Source organism: Mesorhizobium quangtriensis, assembly GCF_040081925.1.
In the GTDB taxonomy this organism is placed as follows: domain Bacteria; phylum Pseudomonadota; class Alphaproteobacteria; order Rhizobiales; family Rhizobiaceae; genus Mesorhizobium_K; species Mesorhizobium_K quangtriensis.
The window spans coordinates 212,882-232,005 of sequence record NZ_JBEBMF010000004.1; the positions used below are offsets into that span (position 1 = coordinate 212,882).

Annotated in this window: 17 protein-coding genes; 5 read left to right on the forward strand and 12 right to left on the reverse strand. The window is 64.1% G+C overall.

Annotation, left to right across the window (positions count from 1 at the left end):
* Window positions 1-28: 28 nt before the first annotated feature.
* From ABMA32_RS20610 to ABMA32_RS20640, 7 genes are all read right to left on the reverse strand, one after another.
* On the reverse strand, window positions 29-1,411 hold the full coding sequence (locus tag ABMA32_RS20610) for a M24 family metallopeptidase (RefSeq protein ID WP_349015678.1): 1,383 nt from the start codon (window positions 1,409-1,411) through the stop codon (window positions 29-31).
* A gap of 48 nt (window positions 1,412-1,459) precedes the next feature.
* Window positions 1,460-2,509 carry an ABC transporter ATP-binding protein gene (locus tag ABMA32_RS20615; RefSeq protein WP_349015679.1) on the reverse strand — a complete coding sequence of 350 codons (1,050 nt, stop codon included), beginning with the start codon at window positions 2,507-2,509 and terminating at the stop codon, window positions 1,460-1,462.
* A 1-nt stretch (window position 2,510) separates the two neighbouring features.
* Window positions 2,511-3,509 (reverse strand): dimethylarginine dimethylaminohydrolase family protein, encoded by a 999-nt coding sequence (locus ABMA32_RS20620; RefSeq protein WP_349015680.1) that lies wholly within the window; start codon window positions 3,507-3,509, stop codon window positions 2,511-2,513.
* 56 nt (window positions 3,510-3,565) lie between these two features.
* A complete protein-coding gene (locus ABMA32_RS20625; RefSeq protein WP_349015681.1) occupies window positions 3,566-4,363 on the reverse strand; it encodes an ABC transporter permease in 798 nt (265 codons plus the stop codon).
* Window positions 4,360-5,202 (reverse strand): ABC transporter permease, encoded by an 843-nt coding sequence (locus tag ABMA32_RS20630; protein WP_349015682.1) that lies wholly within the window; start codon window positions 5,200-5,202, stop codon window positions 4,360-4,362. The genes ABMA32_RS20625 and ABMA32_RS20630 overlap by 4 nt, the downstream gene beginning before the upstream one ends.
* 82 nt (window positions 5,203-5,284) lie before the next feature.
* Entirely contained in the window at window positions 5,285-6,382 is a 1,098-nt protein-coding gene (locus ABMA32_RS20635; protein WP_349015683.1) for an ABC transporter substrate-binding protein, read from the reverse strand.
* A complete protein-coding gene (locus ABMA32_RS20640) occupies window positions 6,379-7,506 on the reverse strand; it encodes a LacI family DNA-binding transcriptional regulator (RefSeq protein WP_349015684.1) in 1,128 nt (375 codons plus the stop codon). Before ABMA32_RS20640 ends, ABMA32_RS20635 begins: the two co-directional genes overlap by 4 nt.
* 267 nt (window positions 7,507-7,773) lie before the next feature.
* Between ABMA32_RS20640 and ABMA32_RS20645 the strand changes: the two genes are divergently transcribed.
* Both ABMA32_RS20645 and ABMA32_RS20650 read left to right on the forward strand, forming a co-directional pair.
* On the forward strand, window positions 7,774-9,390 hold the full coding sequence (locus ABMA32_RS20645) for a 5-guanidino-2-oxopentanoate decarboxylase (RefSeq protein ID WP_349015685.1): 1,617 nt from the start codon (window positions 7,774-7,776) through the stop codon (window positions 9,388-9,390).
* Window positions 9,387-10,112, forward strand: coding sequence for an MBL fold metallo-hydrolase (locus ABMA32_RS20650; protein ID WP_349015686.1), 726 nt, complete (start codon window positions 9,387-9,389; stop codon window positions 10,110-10,112). The genes ABMA32_RS20645 and ABMA32_RS20650 overlap by 4 nt, the downstream gene beginning before the upstream one ends.
* Before the next feature lie 98 nt (window positions 10,113-10,210).
* Here the strand turns inward: ABMA32_RS20650 and ABMA32_RS20655 are convergent, their stop codons facing one another.
* Window positions 10,211-11,542, reverse strand: coding sequence for an FAD-binding oxidoreductase (locus ABMA32_RS20655; RefSeq protein WP_349015687.1), 1,332 nt, complete (start codon window positions 11,540-11,542; stop codon window positions 10,211-10,213).
* Window positions 11,543-11,656: 114 nt separating this feature from the next.
* On the opposite strand from ABMA32_RS20655, the gene msrA reads away from it, so the two are divergent.
* Window positions 11,657-12,181, forward strand: a complete 525-nt coding sequence (gene msrA, locus ABMA32_RS20660) for a peptide-methionine (S)-S-oxide reductase MsrA (protein ID WP_349015688.1) — start codon at window positions 11,657-11,659, stop codon at window positions 12,179-12,181.
* Between the two features lie 93 nt (window positions 12,182-12,274).
* Here the strand turns inward: msrA and ABMA32_RS20665 are convergent, their stop codons facing one another.
* Entirely contained in the window at window positions 12,275-13,756 is a 1,482-nt protein-coding gene (locus tag ABMA32_RS20665) for an NAD-dependent succinate-semialdehyde dehydrogenase (RefSeq protein WP_349015689.1), read from the reverse strand.
* 18 nt (window positions 13,757-13,774) lie between these two features.
* Window positions 13,775-15,001 (reverse strand): iron-containing alcohol dehydrogenase, encoded by a 1,227-nt coding sequence (locus ABMA32_RS20670; RefSeq protein WP_349015690.1) that lies wholly within the window; start codon window positions 14,999-15,001, stop codon window positions 13,775-13,777.
* A 216-nt stretch (window positions 15,002-15,217) separates the two neighbouring features.
* Here ABMA32_RS20670 and ABMA32_RS20675 point away from each other — a divergent pair, with 216 nt between their 5' ends.
* Window positions 15,218-15,928: a GntR family transcriptional regulator gene (locus ABMA32_RS20675; protein ID WP_349015691.1), complete on the forward strand. Its 711-nt coding sequence runs from the start codon at window positions 15,218-15,220 to the stop codon at window positions 15,926-15,928.
* A 99-nt stretch (window positions 15,929-16,027) separates the two neighbouring features.
* Entirely contained in the window at window positions 16,028-16,651 is a 624-nt protein-coding gene (locus ABMA32_RS20680; RefSeq protein WP_349015692.1) for a DJ-1/PfpI family protein, read from the forward strand.
* A 73-nt stretch (window positions 16,652-16,724) separates the two neighbouring features.
* On the opposite strand, the gene ABMA32_RS20685 is transcribed toward ABMA32_RS20680, so the two are convergent.
* Window positions 16,725-17,630 carry a S1C family serine protease gene (locus tag ABMA32_RS20685; protein ID WP_349015693.1) on the reverse strand — a complete coding sequence of 302 codons (906 nt, stop codon included), beginning with the start codon at window positions 17,628-17,630 and terminating at the stop codon, window positions 16,725-16,727.
* 134 nt (window positions 17,631-17,764) lie between these two features.
* The gene (gene hemN, locus ABMA32_RS20690) at window positions 17,765-19,111 is read right to left on the reverse strand and encodes an oxygen-independent coproporphyrinogen III oxidase (RefSeq protein ID WP_425475577.1); all 1,347 of its coding nucleotides are present in this window, start codon (window positions 19,109-19,111) and stop codon (window positions 17,765-17,767) included.
* Window positions 19,112-19,124: the final 13 nt, after the last annotated feature.

Below are 19,124 nucleotides of genomic sequence, written 5' to 3' on the forward strand. Positions count from 1 at the left end.
GGGGCGGCTCATCGCCGCCCTGTTTTCGTCAGGCCCGCGAGATCGCAAGGCCGGGGTTGAGCAGGTAGGCTGGCAGCCAACCCGCCAGATTGCTGAACGGCAGCACCTCGGGCTTCATCAGGATGCCAAGCCCGTCGGCCATGAAGGCGCGGCGCGCCTCGATGCGGCCCCATGCTTCCGGGAAGCGCTCGGCGAACTCCGACCGTCCCCGACCGTCCAGCAGGGCAATGCCATCTTCGATGTTGGTGGTGAAATACGCGTTGCCCGCAGCCGGGATCATGTCGAGCTGGACCGCTTGGCCCGAGCGGAAGGTTTCCGTGCTGCCCGGGCGTACCGGAGAGTGCATCCACTCGTCGATGTGGATGAGGTGGCCGGGATTCAGCGCCAGCTTGAAGAAGTCATTGTCCAGTCGTGCGCGCATCTTCCTGTCGATCTCGCCGCCGCTGACGCCTATGCCAATGGTTTCATACCACTCGGCGGCCGCCTCCCAGTAACGGGCAACAAAGGCGTCGGCATAGTCTTTCGCCCCCGCCGGCAGTTCGTCGGCAGTCTCGACCACGAAGCCGGCGCGGGCCGTCAGCGAACCCTGATAGCCGAAGGCGGCGGTGAACATCGCGCCTCTCTCGATCACCGTGTCGGACGGGCTTCCCAGCCCGAAGCGCGCTCGCTCGCCGGTCGAAAGCATGGGATGGCAGCAGACCGGATAGCCGAGCGGCTGCATCAGGCTCGCCGCCTCGAACTCGGTCATGCCCGGCTTCAGGCCAAGGATTACCCGCTTGATCGCCTCGGACGAATGCGTGGCGAGAAATTCGAAACGCGCCAGTTCCTCGATCTCGATCTGTGAGCGCAGCCCGTCGATTGGGCTCGCCATGATGCCCGTCGCATTCGCAACAGGGCCGATCGCGGCGAGCATGCCTGCGACATAGGCGGGGAGGTCAGTCGCAACGCCGGCGCTCTCGACCTCGTTGGCGAGAAAATATTTCCAGCCGATGGCGCCGATCTTGTGTCCCTTCTGCAGGCCAGCCTTTGCAAGCAGCTCGGGCAGTGGAATAGCCTTGGTCCTGTCCTGACCGAGCAGGCCGAAGCCTGGCCACAACAAGGAGGTTGCGCCGAGCGGCGTGATGGCGGCAAGGCCGACATTCTCCGGACCTGTGATGATGACAGGGTCGTTGCCGCGCACAGCGACCAGTAGCGCTTCCTCGAAGCGTGGATCGAAGCCGGTCAGCCACGAAATGTTGGCGCAGTGTTCGCGATCGGCATAAACCACGGCGGCATCGAAACCCTTGGTGGCGATAGCGTCCATGAAGCGGGCGAAACGCGCCTGATAGGTCTGCGCCGCGATCTTGGGGATATAGCGCGGAACCCCGTAGTCTGGGAGGGCAACGGGCTTCAGGCTGGCAGTACCAGTCACGATGATCTTCCTTTCAGTTTTCGGAGGTCTTTGGCGGACCGCCTCTTGTTATTTCAATACGCCCACGGCATCGCGCCGGGCATGGAATGTCTGCTCCGACCCGACAATGTCGTCGGGCAGGAGATCGGCGGCGATCGACGCGAACACGATCTCGCCTGTCTTGAGGCGCAGCGTCAGACGGCTCTGCGTGCCGCCGAAGACGAAATCCTCCACCGTGGCCGTAAAGCTGATGTCGCCCTCGCGCCCCTGCCCGAAGCCGATGTCGCCCGGACGCAGCCACAGAGTGGCCTCTGCGACATCATCGCCGCCATCGCGCGCGTCAGGCAACACGAAGCCGGTCCCGAAAGCCTGCCACTGGCCGTTTGCTCGGCTTCCCTTGACGAAATTGTTCTCGCCCAGGAACTCCGCGACGAAACGCGTCGTCGGCGACTTGAATAACCGCGCCGGGGAACCCTGCTCGACGATCTTGCCTTTCTCGAAGACGGCGATCCGGTCGGACATGGTCAGCGCTTCCTGCTGGTCATGCGTGACATAGAGGAACGTCACCCCGGTCTCCCTGTGAAGGCGGCGCAGCTCCGTCTGCATCTGCTCGCGCAGCATGCGGTCGAGCGCGGAGAGCGGCTCGTCGAGCAGCAGCACGCGCGGCCCGAAGGAGAGCGCACGCGCCAGCGCCACGCGCTGTTGCTGCCCGCCCGAAAGCTGGCGCGGCTTGCGGTCGGCGAAATTCTCCAGCCCAACGAGGGCAAGCATCTCGTCGACGCGCTTCTTGATGCGTGCGGCGCCCCATTTCCGAACTTTCAGAGGAAAGGCGACATTCCCCGCGACCGTCAGGTGCGGGAACAGCGCATAACCCTGAAACACCAGGCCGAAATTGCGGTCCTCTGGCTCCCGGTGGGTGATGTCCTGCCCATCGAGAAGGATCCTGCCTGCCGTCGGGATGTTGAACCCCGCGATCGACATCAGCATCGTGGTCTTGCCGGAACCCGATGGACCGAGGAGGGAGATGAACTCCCCCTCCTCGATCGTCAGCGACACGTCGTCGAGCGCCCTGAGCGGTCCGTAGTGCATCTCCAGGCTGTGAACGACGAGGAAGGACATCTCAGACTGCATCCCGTGCCAGTGGCGCCGTCGAGCAGTGTATGCCACCGCCACCGGCTTCAACCGGCTCGTAGTCGGCGGTGATAAGCTCCACGCCCGCGTCGCTCAGCCTGTCTTCGAGGCGCTTCGAACGGCTGCCGTGCATCACGACCCTGCTCGGTGCGATGGCCAGCGAGTTCAGCGAGAACGCATTGTCCTCGGGCGGAAGCTCGATGAGCTTGATGCCGCGCTTCTGCAGGTACTCGATGAAGAACCAGGGCAACTCGTTGAGGTTCACGATCGCCTTGTCGACGTCGATCATGTTGAACGCGCCGTCGATGTGGATGCGGTAGCCCATGCCCGGAAGTGTGATCAGTTCGATGCCGTGATAGGCGAGGATCGCCTGCATCTGCCGCACACCTTCCTCGTTACACGCAACCGAGACGCAGCACACGGCCGTCTTGTCGTCGATGTTGGCGTAACCGCCGCCCTCGAACACCGAGTTGCCGGTCAGCGTGGCGACGATCGGGCAGCCAACGCGGGCCAGCGCACGGGTCACCGGCAGTTCCTCGCCACGGCGTACCTTGCGGGCAAGACGCGTGACGATCGCGCCGCTCTTGATGGCCACGCAGCTGTCGCGGGTATAAACCTGCTTCATGCGGCCCGGCGCGGCGTCGCCGACGAGCACAACATTGACGCCTTCCTTGCGCAGGATGTCGGTGAACTGGTCATGCGCCTTCTGCATGGCGGGCAGGTCGGGCATGTCCTTGCCGATCCAGTACCAGCCCTTCTCGGGATCACCGTAGCCGCCGACTTCCGGCATCTTCTTGTCGGCGGTGACGACCTTAACCTCGTCGCCCGGTCGGTGCATCAGCACAGCGCGCAGCTTGCCGACGTCATTGGAGCAGCCCCAGACGCCGCCCCAGACTTCCTGCTGTTCCGCCGGGTCGTGGAACGCCGGTTCCGGCACCGATCCGAAAGTCGAGAAGAAGACCTTCTCCCGGTACTCGTGGTCACTCATTGCATGCGCTTGGCTCATCATATTTCCTTTTCGTTGGATGAGTTGGTGGGGGCCTGTCACGGCGACCGGGGTTTCCCGCGTCCGGCGATCAGGCTCTGGGTGATCAGGACCGCCATCGTGGCGATCAGCAGGACGGCGGCAATGGCGGCGAGCGCCGGGTCGATGGAATCGGTGATCGAGGTGTAGATACGTCGCGGCAGCGTCACGAAGCGCCGCGCGGTGATGAAGAGCGTCACCGTGATCTCGTCCCATGACGTGATGAACGCCAGGAAGGCGCCGGCGCCCAGGCCCGGTGCGATGTTGGGCAGGATCACGCGGGCGAAGATCGTCATCGGCCTTGCGCCGAGGCTGCGCGCCGCAGTCACCATCCTGTTGTCGAGGTTGGAGAGCGACGCCGCGATCGCCAGGAACGCCATCGGCAGCGACAGGACGACATGCACGACCAGCACGCCCCAGAACGTATCCAGCATCGACATCTTGGACAGCACCCGCACCACGCCGACGGCGTAGATGATCGGCGGCACGATCAGCGGCGACAGCATCAGCAGGCGCACCGAAGACGGCCACCAGCCGGCGCGGATCCAGGCCCCCACCGCGAAGGCGGCCGCGATCGCCGTGGCGATGATCGATGTCGCGATCGCCGCGATGATCGAGTTGCGGAAACTCGGAATCCAGCCGCGCGCCGGGTCGGCAAGCGAAGCGTAGTGCTCGAAGGAGACACCGTCGACCGGAAGCGACAGATAGCTCTTGTCGGTGATCGACACCGGGATCACCACAAGGACCGGCAGGAACAGGAACAGCAGCAACAGCCAGACAAGGGCCATCAGCAGGCGATTGCGCGTCCGGGCGCTCATTTCGAGCCTCCCCCGAAAGCCGCGCGCATCGTCGGGCTGCGCAAGGCGAGTGCAAGCAGCAGTCCGACGACGATCAGCAATGCCGTCGAAAGCGAAGTGGCAAGATCCCAGCGGCCAGTGTTGGATATCTGTACCGAGATGTATTCGGCGACCATCAGGGTGCGCCCGCCACCGAGCAAGGCCGGCGTGATCAGGAAGCCCAGCGAGAAGACGAGGATGAACAACGAGGCGACGCCAATGCCGGGCAAGCTCATGGGAAGCCAGACGCGGAAGAACACCGTCATCGGACGTGCGCCGAGCGAACGCGCGGCCTGAACCACGCGCCGGTCGATGTCGGTCAGGTTGGCGTAAAGCAGCAGCACCGCGAACGGCACCATGTAATGTACCATACCGATCGTCACGCCGACGCGGTTGTAGACGAGCTGAAGCGGCTCGGTGATCGCGCCGATCGACATCAGGCCGCTGTTGAGCAGGCCCTGCGACCGCAGGATGGTGATCCAGGCAAAGGCGCGCACAAGAACCGAAACCCAGAACGGGATCGACACCATGAGAAGCGCGAGCTTCCTCTGTCCGCTGCTCATGTGGATCATGCCGAAGGCGATGATGTAGGCGATCACCATGGTGATGAAGGTGGTGCTGATGGAGACCACCAGCGTCGTCTGGACGACCTTGGCCACGGCGCGGCTGGTGAACAGGCGCTCGTAATTGGCCACCGCTCCGCTGCCCTCCGTGAGGGAGAGCGCCAGGACCTGCAGGATGGGGAGAGCGTAAAGCAGGATCACCAACAGGCCGGCAGGCACCGTCAGGTACAATGCAAAACGTTCAAAGCGCGACGACATGTCCGCCTTCACTCGGCTTGAGAATAGAAAAGTTCTGCCGCCTGCCTGCCGGGAGTCCGCAGGCAGGCGGCCTTCGACCAGATCAGGTTGCGATCAGGTCGAGGAACTTGTTCTGCACGTCGGCTTCATGCTCCGCATACCAGGCGGGATTCACGAGAACCTGGCCCGTCGTGTTGGCCGGCGAAGTCGGGTTGAAGACGCGGTCTTCGTCCGTCATCAGGGCTTCCGCCGCCGGGTTGGTCGGGCCGTTGCCCATCAGGCGCAGCAGCGTGATCTGCGGCTCGGGGTCGAGTGCGGAGTTGATGAACTCGAACACCTTCTTGCCGGCCGGGTTGCCCTTCGGCACGGACCAGGCGCTGATCAGAAGCGTGTTCTGGTTCCATGTGATGGCATAGTCCGGGTTCTCCTGCACGAGCAGCTTGGCACGGGTGTGCCAGATGTTGCCCATCACGACTTCGCCATCGCGGAACAGCTGCTGGCTCTGCGCGCCGCCTTCCCAGAAGATGATGTTGTCGAGATGCGGCTGAAGCTTGGCGAAGGCGCGGTCGACGTCGAGCGGATAGAGGTCCGCAGGCGCGACGCCATCGGCGAGCAGCACGAACTCGAGCTGGCCCTGGATCCACTTGCACATCGTGCGCTTGCCCGGGATCTTCTCGAAATCGAAGAAGTCCTTCCAGTCGGTCAGCGTCTCGACGCCGGTCGTCTTCTTGTTGTGGAAGAGCACGTTGGCGAAAGCGTAGTTGCCGACGCCAAACTCCTGCGAGAACTGCGGGACCTTGTTCTTGTCGACGATGGTGTAGTCGATCGGCTCGACATAGTTGCCGGTCGCAAGAACCTGTGCGTCGATCAGGCCGTTGTCCATGACGTCCCAGATGACGTTGCCGCTGTCGACCATGGTGCGGACCGAGCCGATGGCCGGGCCGGCGCCGTCGATCACGAGCTTCATTCCGGTCTTGGCGGTGAACGGTCCGCCGAAAGCCTCCTGGAAGGCGTCAACGGCGACGCCGCCCCAGTTGCAGAGCACGATCTCGCCGTCTGCTGCCTCTGCGTTGCCGGCGCGCAGGCCGACGGCCAGGCCGAGTGCGGCCAGACCGGCAAGGAAGCCGCGACGATCGACGTGACCGGCCTGGAATTTCTGCAGCAGTATCTCTGCCGAATCTTTTGAGAAGCGATTGCTCATGTCTTTTTCCCCATTGATGTTCGTTTCGGTCGCGCATCCGCTTTTGGAGCGGTTTGCGCACTTCTCGATGCGGTGCGCCAGTGACGGCGCAGGCGCGGCGGAGCGACGGAGCCTCGTTTAACGAGCTCGACATCGACAAACTCGATTGTCTCTTCTTCCAGGTCGCCCTTCAGCAGGCCAACCAGCAACTGGACACCGCGCACGCCGAAGGCTTCTGCGGACTGGCGTATGGTGGAGAGCGGCGGGTCGATGACATCGACATTCGGAATGTCATCGAAGCCAACGAGCGAGAGGTCGCGCGGCACGGAAAGGCCGGCCGCCCGCGCTCTCCTGATGATGCCGAGGGCCACCACGTCGGCCGCCACGAAGATCGCCGTCGGCGGCTCGTTCAAGGCATCCAGAACGGCAAATGCCGCCTCTCCATTCTCGGCCTCGTAGCCGGGAAACAGGATCAGCGCCGGATCGACAGGAATTCCCGCAGCTTCAAGCGCCTCGCGGTAGCCCGCCAATCGCTCCGAACTGGAGATCAGCCGCTCGTGACCGCCGACATAGGCTATGCGTCGATGCCCAGCGGCAAGCAGATGTTCGGTCGCCAGCCTGCCGCCTTTTCGGTTGCGCGCGTAGAGGCGCGGCGCCTGTGCGTTCGGCACGTTCTCGTCGAGCAGGACGACATTGCGCACCCGGTTGATCGTATCGGCTATATCCGGCGCCGCTGGATGGTTGGTCATGAACAGGATGCCGTCCACCTGCGCGTTTTCAATGCGCCTGAGATGGGCGATCTCGTTGTCGGCCAGGTTCCTGCTGTTGAAGATCACGAGACTGTAGCCGAGGCGCGCGCATTCGGCTTCGGCCGCGCTCGCAATAGAGGAAAAGAACGGATACGCGATGTCGGAGAGAACGAAGCCTAGGGACTCACTGCTTCCAAGGCTCAGCCTTCGCGCCGTCACGTTCGGACGGTAGCCAAGCTCGTTCGCAGCCGCCTCTATGCGCGCGACCGTATCGGCAGGCAGTACGATCCGGTTGTTGAAGTGCCTCGACACCGCCGTCACCGACAGCCTGGCCGCCGCCGCGACGTCACGAATCGTCACGGCAGCAGGGCGGCGCTGCGGTGCGCGAGACACCATCAAACCGTCCTCGGCTCGTCGCTTAGCCGGGCAAGATCGAGGCTGGACTTCCCCTTCGTTTCCACGTTCTGTCCTCTTTACAGGGCGATAATAAAGTCGATATTCGGCTCTTTGTAAAGCGCTTTACTAAACCGCTTTATCAATGGAGTTTCTTTAGGCAGCCTGCTGTGGATTGATGCAGCCTGAAGCAGAGCTTGCCCTTGAATTGAGCTGTCAGGGTCGATTCGACCCTTCTATCGGTGACGACGGCCCCAAACGGAGATCGGAATGCGAAGCCTTGCGACTTATCTGGTGGAAATCCTCGAGGCGAACGGCGTCGATACCGTCTTCGGCATCCCCGGCGTCCACACCATCGACCTCTATCGCGGGCTGGAAGGCTCGGGCATCCGCCACGTAACGCCGCGTCACGAACAGGGCGCCGGCTTCATGGCAGACGGCTACGCGCGGGTGACAGGAAAGCCCGGCGTCTGCTTCATCATCACCGGGCCGGGCATGACGAATATCGTCACTGCCATGGGACAGGCTTACGGCGATTCCATCCCGATGCTGGTGATTTCCAGCGTCAATTCGGTTGGGGAGTTGGGGTCCGGGCGCGGCCACCTCCATGAATTGAAGGATCAAAGCAGTCTGATCCGCGAGGTTTCGGCCTTCAGCCACACCATCCTCGACGTCTCCGAGGTCGAGCCGGTGTTGACGCGCGCCTTTGCGCTTTTCGCGGCAGGCCGGCCACGCCCCGTCCACATCGAAATTCCGGTCGGACTGCTGAACACCGATGCCTCATCGATGCCGGCAGCGCGCCGCTTTGTGCTCCCCGGCGCTCCCGCTCCTGCCCCCCAAGCCGTCAAGGAAATCGCCACGCGTCTTTCGGCCGCGAGCCGCCCGCTGATCGTCGCCGGCGGTGGCGCGATCCGCGCCGCGTCTGCCATACAGACGCTGGCCGAACGGCTCGGCGCTCCGGTTGTCATGACCGTGAACGCACGTGGCGTTGTGCCGGGCGATCACCCGCTCGCGGTTCCGCTGACCGGAGACTGCGCCGCGGTCACCGCGCTGCTCGATGGCTCGGACGCAATTCTCGCCCTCGGCACGGAGTTCGGCCCGACCGATTTCGCCGACCGCCTGCCCAGGAACGGCCGCCTGTCCGGCTGGCTCGCACGAGTCGATCTGGATGCCGAGCAGTTAATGCGCGGCCTGCAAGCCGACCTCCCAGTCCTCGCGGACGCAAAGCATACAGCAACGGAGGTGCTGGAAGCCCTGCCCGAACGAGAACCTCGCCAAGCGGGCGCAGACCTCGCGCGCGCTGCACGGCAGGAAGTCGAAGGCGCGCTGAACCCCGTGATTGCTGCGGGTCTGCAGATGCTCGACACGTTGGCGCACGATGTTCCCGATGCCGTCATGGTCGGCGACTCTACGCAACCGGTCTACGCCGGCTGCACCGCCTTCGGTGCACCTCGTCCCGGAAGCTTCTTCTGTTCGGCGACGGGCTTCGGCACCCTGGGATACGCACTCCCGGCAGCGGTCGGCGCGGCGCTCGGCTCCCGCGGCAGGCCGGTATTCGGCATCATCGGCGACGGCGGCCTGCAATTCACCATCGGCGAGATGGCGAGCGCTACGGAAGCGGCAACGTCGATTCGCCTGATCGTCTGGAACAACTCAGGCTACGGCGAGATAAAGACCTACATGATCAACGCCGGCGTCGCCCCAGTCGGCGTCGATACCTACACCCCGAACTTCGAAGTCCTCGCCCCGGGCTTCGGCTGGGGTTACCGCAAGGCCTCCAGCATGGCAGCCTTCCGCGCGGCCATCTCCGACCCCTCCCCGGGCAATCTCGTCATCGAAATCGACGAAGCCTCGTTCGTCGCCAGCAGCGCCGGGAAACAACTTTGAGCACCGTTGTGAAAGACGACTGGTTTGCCGTCGACGATCTGGGCGGCGGCCTTTTCAGGATACTCGAGCCGAGCGTCCACCGCTTCTTTCGTGGCAACATCTTCCTGCTGCGCGGCCGCGATGCCGACCTGCTCATCGATTTCGGCATGGGCCTGCGCCCCCTTGCCCCGCTGATCGCCAGCCTCTCCAGCGGCGCGCCGCTCATCGCGGTCGCCACCCACACCCACGCCGATCACATCGGCGGCTTCCACGAATTCGCTGACCGCCGCGCGCACCTATCCGAAGCCGCCGCTTCGGCCTTGATGGCGGACCACCAGACATACGCGGATATGTTCCGCGCGCTGGACGAACCGGTCACCAAGCTGCCTCAAACCGACTGGCGCAAGGATGCATATCGGATCGCGCCCGCGCCGCTCACGGCAACCCTTCAGGAAGGCGACGTGATCGATCTCGGCGACCGTCGGTTCGGGGTGCTGCATCTGCCCGGCCACTCACCCGGCGGCATCGGCCTGATCGACCGGGAGAACGGCACATTCTTCTCAGGCGACGCCATCTACCGCGGCACGCTGGTCGACGACCTCCCCCACAGCGACAAAGCGGTCTATCGCGCGACCATGGCGCGCATCGCTGCCCTCGACGTCGCCACCGCACACGGCGGACACGGTCAGGCGCTGTCGGCTGAGGAGATGCGCGCGATCGCGCAAGCCTACCTCTCGGCCTGACCTACAGCAATTCCAGGAAAAGTGCGTAGCGGTTTTCCGTTCGGAATTGCGTAGAGACATAGAGCGGGTCTGCGATTCAACGAAAAGCAGAACCGCCCCTACAGCACCTTGCCCGGATTGAGGATGCCCGCCGGGTCCAGCGCATGCTTGATCGCGCGCATGGCCGCCAGTTCGTCCGCGCTGCGGCTGTGGCCCAGCCACTCGCGCTTCAGCGTACCGATGCCGTGCTCCGCCGAGATCACGCCGCCTGCGTCGCGAACGAGATCATAGGCAATGCGGTCGACCGTATGCACGTCGGCGTCCGAATACCCCGGCACCTCCACCATGATATGCAGATTGCTGTCGCCGATATGGCCGAAGAACAGGGCACGCGCCGAGGGTAGTGCCGCCGCGATCGCTTCCCGGCAGGCGCGCGCATAAGCGTCTGCCTTGGCGATCGGCAGGCTCACGTCGAAATTCACGATGTCCGGCAACTGCGCCTCCGGCAGCGCCGCCTCGCGCACGTCCCAGAACCGCCGAGCATCGGCGCGCGACTGCGCGATCAGCGCGTCCGTGATGATCCCGCCCTCCAGCGCCGCCTCCAGCAGCGGAACCAGACCACCGCCTTCCGTTTCGATGATGACGGCGAATGGCGGAATCTCGTTGAAGAGCCTGCGTCCTCCGCACACGTCGAAAAAGTCCGCCCACATCGCCTCGAAGGCCGACAGCGTCACCTGCCTGCGCGCCCTGTCCATGAGCCTAAGCACCGCGTCATAGCTATCAAGCGTACAGATCGCCGTCTCGATATCGGCCGGCAGCGGGTGCAGCCGCAGCACCGCCCGCGTAATGACCCCGAGCGTTCCCTCCGACCCGGCGAAGAGGTTGCGCAAATCGTACCCGGTATTGTCCTTCTGCATCCGCGACAGATGCGACAGCACCGCGCCTCCGGCCTGCACCACTTCGAGGCCGAGCAGATTTTCGCGCACGGTCCCGTGCCGGATCACGCGCAGGCCCCCGGCATTGGTGGCGATGTTGCCACCGATCTGGCAGGAGCCACGCGCCCCGAGATCGATCGGCAGCAGGAACCCCGCCTCCTCCGCCGCGTTCTGCGCCGTCTCCAGCACGGTTCCGGCGCGCACGACCATCGCGCCGGCGACAGTATCGATCTCCTCCACGCCCTGGAACCGCCCCAGCGAAAGCGCGATGTCGCCGGGGCGGCAGTTCGCTCCGCCGGCCAGCCCCGTCATGCCGCCCTGCGGCACGACGGGCTGTCCGCGCCGATGGCAGATTTCCAGCGCCTTCGCGATGTCCGCTACCGAACCCGGCCTCAGCAGGGCGAGCGGCAGATGCCGGCCGGTGCCGCTCGCGTCGGAACGATGGGCCTCCAGCGCGTCGCCCGTCAGACATGCTTCGGCGCCAAGTGCGGCATTCAATTCTGACAGGACATCCATTGAAAGCGATTTCCGTTCTTGAAATGGCGGGCAGCGCACAAGCCTGAATGCGCCGGATTGGTAGCTTGGCGAAAAGCACCTATATTTGGGGAAACGCAACCGAGGATTTTCACGATGAGCATCGAGACCGAGCGCGCAGTCCTGGCGGGTGGCTGCTTCTGGGGAATGCAGGATTTGATCCGCCGCATGCCGGGCGTGATCTCCACCAGCGTCGGATATACCGGCGGCGAAGTGCCCAACGCCACCTACCGCAACCATGGCAGCCACGCGGAAGCGATCGAGATTTTCTTCGATCCGTCGAAGACCAGCTACCGCGACATTCTGGAGTTCTTTTTCCAGATCCACGATCCGAGCACCAGGAACCGCCAGGGCAATGACGTCGGCGCGAGCTACCGTTCGGCGATCTTCTACGTCAACGACGAGCAGAAGCAGATCGCCGAGGACACGATCGCCGACGTGAACGCCTCAGGCCTGTGGCCGGGCAAGGTCGTGACCGAAGTCGTTCCGGTCAGCGATTTCTGGCAGGCCGAGCCTGAGCATCAGGATTATCTGGAGCGATATCCGAACGGATATACCTGCCACTTCCCGCGGCCGAACTGGAAGCTGCCGAAGCGGTCGGAACTCCTTCGCGCGGGCTGACATCTATCGAGCTCGCGACAAAAGCAGACTTCGCAGCCTGCAGCGTCTGCGGATCGTTCGCCAATCACTACGGCGAACGATCCGCGGCAAAAACTAAAGCGTCACGGCCACATATTTCGGCTCGGTAAACTCCAGCACGCCGTGCGAACCACCCTCGCGTCCGAGCCCACTCTGCTTGACGCCACCGAAAGGAGCCGCCGGGTCCGAGACAAGCCCACGGTTGAGGGCGATCATGCCTGCCTCGATGCGGCGAGACACTTTCAGCCCGCGCGCGATGTCCTTGGTGAACACGTAAGCCGCGAGCCCGTATTCGGTATCATTTGCGCGCGCGACCACCTCGTCCTCGGTCTCGAACCGGGTGATCGGTGCCACTGGCCCGAAGATCTCCTCATGCGCCATCTCGGCGTCGGCGGGCACGTCGACCAGCACCGTCGGCGGATAGAAGAAGCCGACACCATCCGGCTTCTTGCCGCCGCAAAGCACTTTCGCGCCACGGCTGACCGCGTCCTCCACAAGCCGGTCGATCTTGTCGACGGCCTTCGCCGTGATCATAGGGCCGCATTCCGACGCCGGGTCGGTTCCCGCACTCACCACCAGACCCTTCATCCTCTCTGTCAACGCTGCGACGAAGCGGTCATAGATGCCTGACTGGACGTAGAGCCGGTTCGCGGCCGTGCAGGCTTCGCCGGCATTGCGCATCTTGGCGACCATGGCGCCTTCGATTGCCGTATCGAGGTCGGCGTCGTCGAACACGATCAGCGGTGCGTTGCCGCCGAGCTCCATGGAACTGCTGATCACCGTCTTGGAAGCCTCGGCGAGCAGATTGCGCCCGACGCCCGTCGAGCCGGTGAAGGAAAGCTTCCTGACTCGCGGATCGGCAAGCATGGCCGATGTTACCGGGCCGGGCGATTTCGTCGTGATCACGTTGACCACACCGTCGGGCACGCCCGCCTCCTTGTAGAGCGCGGCCAGCGCATAGGCCGTCAGTGGTGTTTCGGTCGCCGGCTTCAGCACCACCGTGCAGCCGGCGGCCAGCGCCGGAGCGATCTTGCGCGTGGCCATGGCCGCCGGGAAGTTCCACGGCGTGATCAGCACGCAGATGCCGATCGGCTCGTAGTCCACCAGGATGCGGTTCGCGCCGGCCGGCGCCATGCTATAGTCGCCGACTATGCGCACCGCTTCTTCCGCGTTCCAGCGGAAGAACTCGGCCGCGTAGGCCACCTCGCCGCGCGCATCGCGCAGCGCTTTGCCGTTCTCCAGCGAAATCAGCATGGCCAGCGTCTCGGCCCGCTCGGTCATCAGTTCGAAGCAGCGCCGCAGGATTTCGGAGCGCTTGCGCGGCGCGGTCTGCCGCCAGCCTTCGGCGGCTGCGGCGGCGGCATCGACGGCAGCGAGCGCGTCCTCTACCGAGGCGTCCGGGACGGCCGCGATCACCGCTTCCGTCGAAGGATCGGCGACCGGGATCTGGCGGGCATTGCTCGCCTCGACCCATTTGCCGCCAATGAAGAGCCCATGAGAAAAGCTGTGAAAGTCCACGTCATCGTCCTCTTCAATGTGCTGGTGCATCATGTTCATCGGATTGCTTCCGTTGTCTCAAAGGGCAGACGCCCCGACATCACCGTCATAGGCGGCGCGCAGCAGCCGTTTCATCGCGGCGAGGTCTATCGGGCGTGGGTTGTTCTTGATCAGGCGCTCGATGCCGACCGCCTGCTCGGCGGTCCAGTCGAGCTTGTCTTCGGGCAGGCCAAGCTTGGCCAGCGTCGGCGTGATACCGATTGCCGCGAAAAGCCGCGTGACCTCGGCAATCGCAGCATCTGCCTTGGCCTCGGTTGAAAGCCCCGCCGTCTCGACGCCGAGCGCTTCGGCGACCTGCGCCATCTCCTCAAGTGACGCCGGCCGGTTGTAGGTCATCACATAGGGCAGCATGGTCGCGACGCCGAGGCCATGCGCCGTGTGCGTCACCGCGCCGACCGGATACTGGATCGCGTGGGCAGCAGCGGTGCCTGCCGTACCGAAGGCGCAACCTGCTGCAAGCGCGCCCATCATCACGTCCGCCCTCGCATCCTCGTCAGCGCCGTTTTTGCACGCACGCTCGAGGCTTCTGCCGAGCAGCTTGATCGCCAGCAGCGCGAAATGGTCCGACAGCACGCTCTTGCCGATGAAGACATGCTTCAGCGCCAGTTCCGGGTCCGCGCCGCGTCGCGCCGCCGTGAACGCCTCGATCGCATGGGTCAGCGCATCGGCGCCAGCGATCGCCGTCAGCAATGGCGGACACGTCATCGTCAGATCCGGGTCGCAGATGGCCGCGACAGGGATGAGGTAGGGGCTCGATATGCCGACCTTCAGCGTCCGGCTGGAATCAGAGATCACCGCCACCGGCGTCGCCTCCGAACCGGTCCCCGCTGTGGTTGGGATGGCGATCACCGGCAGGATGGGGGACGGCACCTTGAACTCGCCGTAGTAGTCGCGAAGCGCTCCGCCATGCGAAAGCAGCAGCGACGCGCATTTCGCCATGTCCAGGCAACTGCCGCCGCCGATACCGATCACCATATCGGGTGCAAACGAGCGCGCTGCCTCCACGCAGGCCGCGACGCTGTCATAGGGGACGTCAGGCTCGACGCCGTCATGAACGTGCACGGCAACGCCAGCGGACTTTATCCCCTCGACGATCGACGCAAATGCCTGCGTCCCGGCGAACCGCGCATCGGTGCAGATAAGGGCGCGAGAGCCATGGCGCGCCGCGACCTGCCCGGCCACGGAAGATTGCCCCTTGCCGAACAGGATTTCCTTCGGTGGCCGCAGCGCTGCGAAGAGGCTCATCGGGCGACCCTCCCCGAACCGGTCGTCGGCCGGAGGCCCTGCGCGACAGACAGGCACTCGCTTGTCTGCCGGCAGTGTTCACGCACCCACGTCGTACAAGCGAACGACGCCACTCCCTGATCTCTCAAACTCATCTCCCGATATTAAATCATATAGGATATAGGATTGACTGGAGCGAAGCATCGCGATATGGGTTCGTCCTGTCAAGGGGTAAACATGAACAGCCTGCTCCCACCCGATGTCTTTAACGATGCCCGCCAGTCGGCGGGACTTAAGGCCATCAACCGTCATCACGGCCTCGCCGAGGAGGCCTACGAGGCCATCTTCGCGCAGTTGATGGCATTGAAGATCGCGCCGGGATCGCGCATCACGGTCGACAACCTTGCCCGCGAGCTCAACGTGTCGCAGACGCCTATTCGCGAGGCGCTGGGCCGGCTCGAAGGCGAAGGCCTCGTGGTCAAGACCCACCTGATAGGCTACAGCGCCGCGCCGCAGATCGCGCGCCGCCGTTTCGACGAGCTTTACGACCTGCGCCTGCAGCTCGAGCCGGAAGCTGCCCAGCGCGCGGCGCGTGCCATGGACGCACAGCGGCTCGCGATATTGCGCGACGTCGCTGGTGTCATGTCCCGCCGCGGCGGCGGCGACGAGCACTACCGCTATTCATCCTTTGCCCGTTTCGACGCGGTCTTCCACGATCGCATCCTCGAATTCGCCGGCAATGGGCTGATCCGCCAGACTCTGGCGCACCAGCACACCCATTTCCACATCTTCCGCCTCATGTTTCACTCCCGAGTGACCGAGGAGGCTCTCGACGAACACGAGGCGCTGCTCCTGGCCTTTGAAGCGGGAGACGGAAAGGCGGCGAAACGGGCGATGCGCGACCACATCGAGCGGTCGCGTGACAGGTTGCTGCCGGCATTCGAATGACGGACGCCGGGTGACCTCACAAGCAATGGCTGCCGGATGGGCCGGCGGATCTGGACTGGAAATCCGGGGGCGAGCCCCGAACCAACGGAGGAACTGAAAATGGCTGGCAAGAAAATCTTGATGCTGACAGGCGAATTCACCGAGGAATACGAGATCTTCGTGTTCCAGCAGGGGATGGAAGCCGTTGGCCACACCGTCCACGTGATCTGCCCGGACAAGAACGCAGGCGACAAGATCCAGACGTCGCTGCACGACTTCGAGGGCCACCAGACCTACATCGAGCGCTACGGCCACTTCGCCGACATCAACAAGACCTTCTCGGAAGCGGAAAAGCAGCTCGACCAGTATGACGCCGTCTATTGCGCCGGCGGCCGTGGCCCGGAATACATCCGCACGGACAAGCGCATCCAGGCGATCGTCAAGCACTTCCACGACACCAAGAAGCCGATCTTCACCATCTGCCACGGCGTGCAGATTCTCATCGCGGTCGACGGCGTCGTTCGTGGCAAGAAGGTCGCTGCACTCGGCGCCTGCGAGCCGGAAGTGAAGCTCGCCGGTGGCACCTACATCGACGTCAAGCCGACCGAAGCCTATGTCGACGGCACCATGGTTTCGGCCAAGGGCTGGACAGGCCTCGCCGCCTTCATGCGCGAATGCCTCAAGGTTCTCGGCACCGAGATCCGCCATGGCGCAACGCAGGGCAGCGAGAAGGCCGCCGCCTGATCGGCAAATGCCGACCGAAATAGAAAAGCCGCCGGGCGCGAACCCGGCGGCTTATCTTTTTAACTGCTCGGTTCTACTGAAGCTGAGGCTTCTTCAGGAAACTGTTGCGATCGGCGGTCTTGATGCGCAGCCATGTCTCGCGCCCATCGCGCACCACGCGCATCGGCACTTCCGCACCGGCCGGCCCGCTCGCCCACAGCTTGCGATAGAAGTCGCTGAGCCCTTCGACCTCGCCGTCGCGCACGTCGGAGATGATGTCGCCCTGCCTCAGGCCCGCATGCGCCGCCGGGCTGCCTTCCGACACGCTCATGACGATCACTTCGCCATTGCTCTCCGCCGAGAATGCGCCCAGCCACGGACGCGGCGGCTTGTTCACCCGTCCCCGGCTGACGAGGTCATCCAGGATCGGCGGCAGCAGGTCGATCGGAACGATCATGTTGATGTCGGACACTTCCTCGCCGCGAGCCATCTGCAGCCGCAACGACCCGACACCGAGCAGGCGTCCCTCGGGGCTGATCAACGCTGCCCCACCCCAGGAAGGATGCGCCGGCGCCGTAAAGATCGCGTCCTCCAGAAGGTATTCCCAATAGCCGGCGAATTCCTGCCGCGCGACGATCTTGGTCTCGACAAAATCGCCACGCCCATCGGCAAGCACCGCGTCGTCACCGACCTGCACGACAGAGGCATCTCCGAGTTCGACAGCCGGAAGGTCGAGCGCACCGAGCGCCTGCACGAGACCAAAACCGGTTTCCTGGTCGTAGGAAAGCGGATGCGCCGGCACCACCTTGCCATCGTGGCGGGTCAGCCAGACCTCCTCGGCCTCTGTGATCAGGTAACCGATCGTCAGCACCAGCCCGTTCTCGCGGATGACGACGCCGCTTCCCTCGCGCTGGTTGCCCAGCGTTCCGGCTGTGAAAGCATCATCGGGAACGGAACTGCGCACGGCCACTACGGACCGCAATGTGTTTTCAAGCGTCATGCCTCTATCCTGATCCATGCCGGCCAAAGGCTCAACCCGCCAGCGGCCGGAATTTCCATACCCTATAGCTAGGAAATTGCCGTGCGATCGCAAGCCGGTCGTTTTTGCCGGCCACCCACGGGGTCAGGAAATGCCTAAACGGCGATCGAGTGCCGCTGGTCGTCCCTTTTCAGGAAGGCATCGAAACGCGACGCAACCGCCCGGACGAATGGCCTGCCGCGTTGGGTCACGCGGAAATCGTCACCGTCCCAACCCACGAAGCGGTCCAGGTCGTTCTGCGCAATGCCAGTGGCTTGCGCCAGCAGATGCGACGCTTGCCCCGGAAACCGACGCCGCAACTCGGCGGCGGAGAAGCCGAAACCGCACATGATCTGCTCGATCAGCCAGGCAGCCGCCCTGTCGGAATCGTCCAACGCGTAACCACGCGCCACCGATAACTTTCCGGCCAGCGCCACGCGGCTGTATTCAGCGGTCGCCGCGACATTCTGCACATAGCCCTGCGGCAGCCGGCCGATCGACGATGCGCCGAGGCCGATCAGCATCTCCGCGCCATCAGTCGTGTAGCCCTGAAAGTTTCGATGCAGGCTGCCATCAGCGAGCGCTTGCGCCATGCTGTCTTCCGGCAGCGCAAAATGGTCGAGCCCGACGGCGACGTAACCTGCCTCTTCAAGCATCGAAGCACCCAGCCTCGCCTGCGCGAACCGCGCGTAACCATCAGGCAACTGCGTCTCGTCGATCAGCCGCTGGTGCTTCTTCATCCACGGCACATGCGCATAGCCAAACAGCGCGACCCGATCCGGCCGCAGCGAGATCACCTGCTCGACCGTCGCAGCCAGCGTCTCGATCGTCTGGTGCGTTAGACCGTAGAGCACGTCGAGATTGACGGAGCCGACGCCGCGCGCCCGAAACCCCGCCACCGCTTCCGCCGTATCGACGAAGCTCTGGAGCCGGTTGATCACGCGCTGCACCGTCTCGTCGAAATCCTGCACGCCGAAGCTGGCGCGGGTCACGCCGAACCGCGCCCACGCGTCCAGCTTGTCTTCGCTGATGTCGTTCGGATCGACCTCCAGGCTGATCTCGCAGTCGCCTGCGAACGCGAATCCCTGCCGCAGCGCCGCCGCCAGCCGGTCGACATCGTCCGCCCGCAGCATGGTCGGCGACCCGCCGCCGAGATGCACGGCCTTCACCTTACGTCCACCAAGCAGTGCGCCGACAGTCGCAATCTCCGCATGCAGTGCCTCCAGATAGGCCGAGATCGGATCGTAGCGCAGCACCTGCTTGGTGTGGCAGGCGCAGAACCAGCAGAGCCGGTCGCAGAAGGGGATGTGCAGGTAGAGCGACAGCGAGGCGTCGGCCGGGCTTTCAGAAAGCCAAGTCGCATAGGTCTGCGCATCGACGCCAGCATGGAAATGCGGTGCTGTCGGATAGCTGGTGTAGCGCGGCACCGGCGCGGAATGGCGCTCGATAAGGTCGCGATCGATCTCTTTTCTGTTC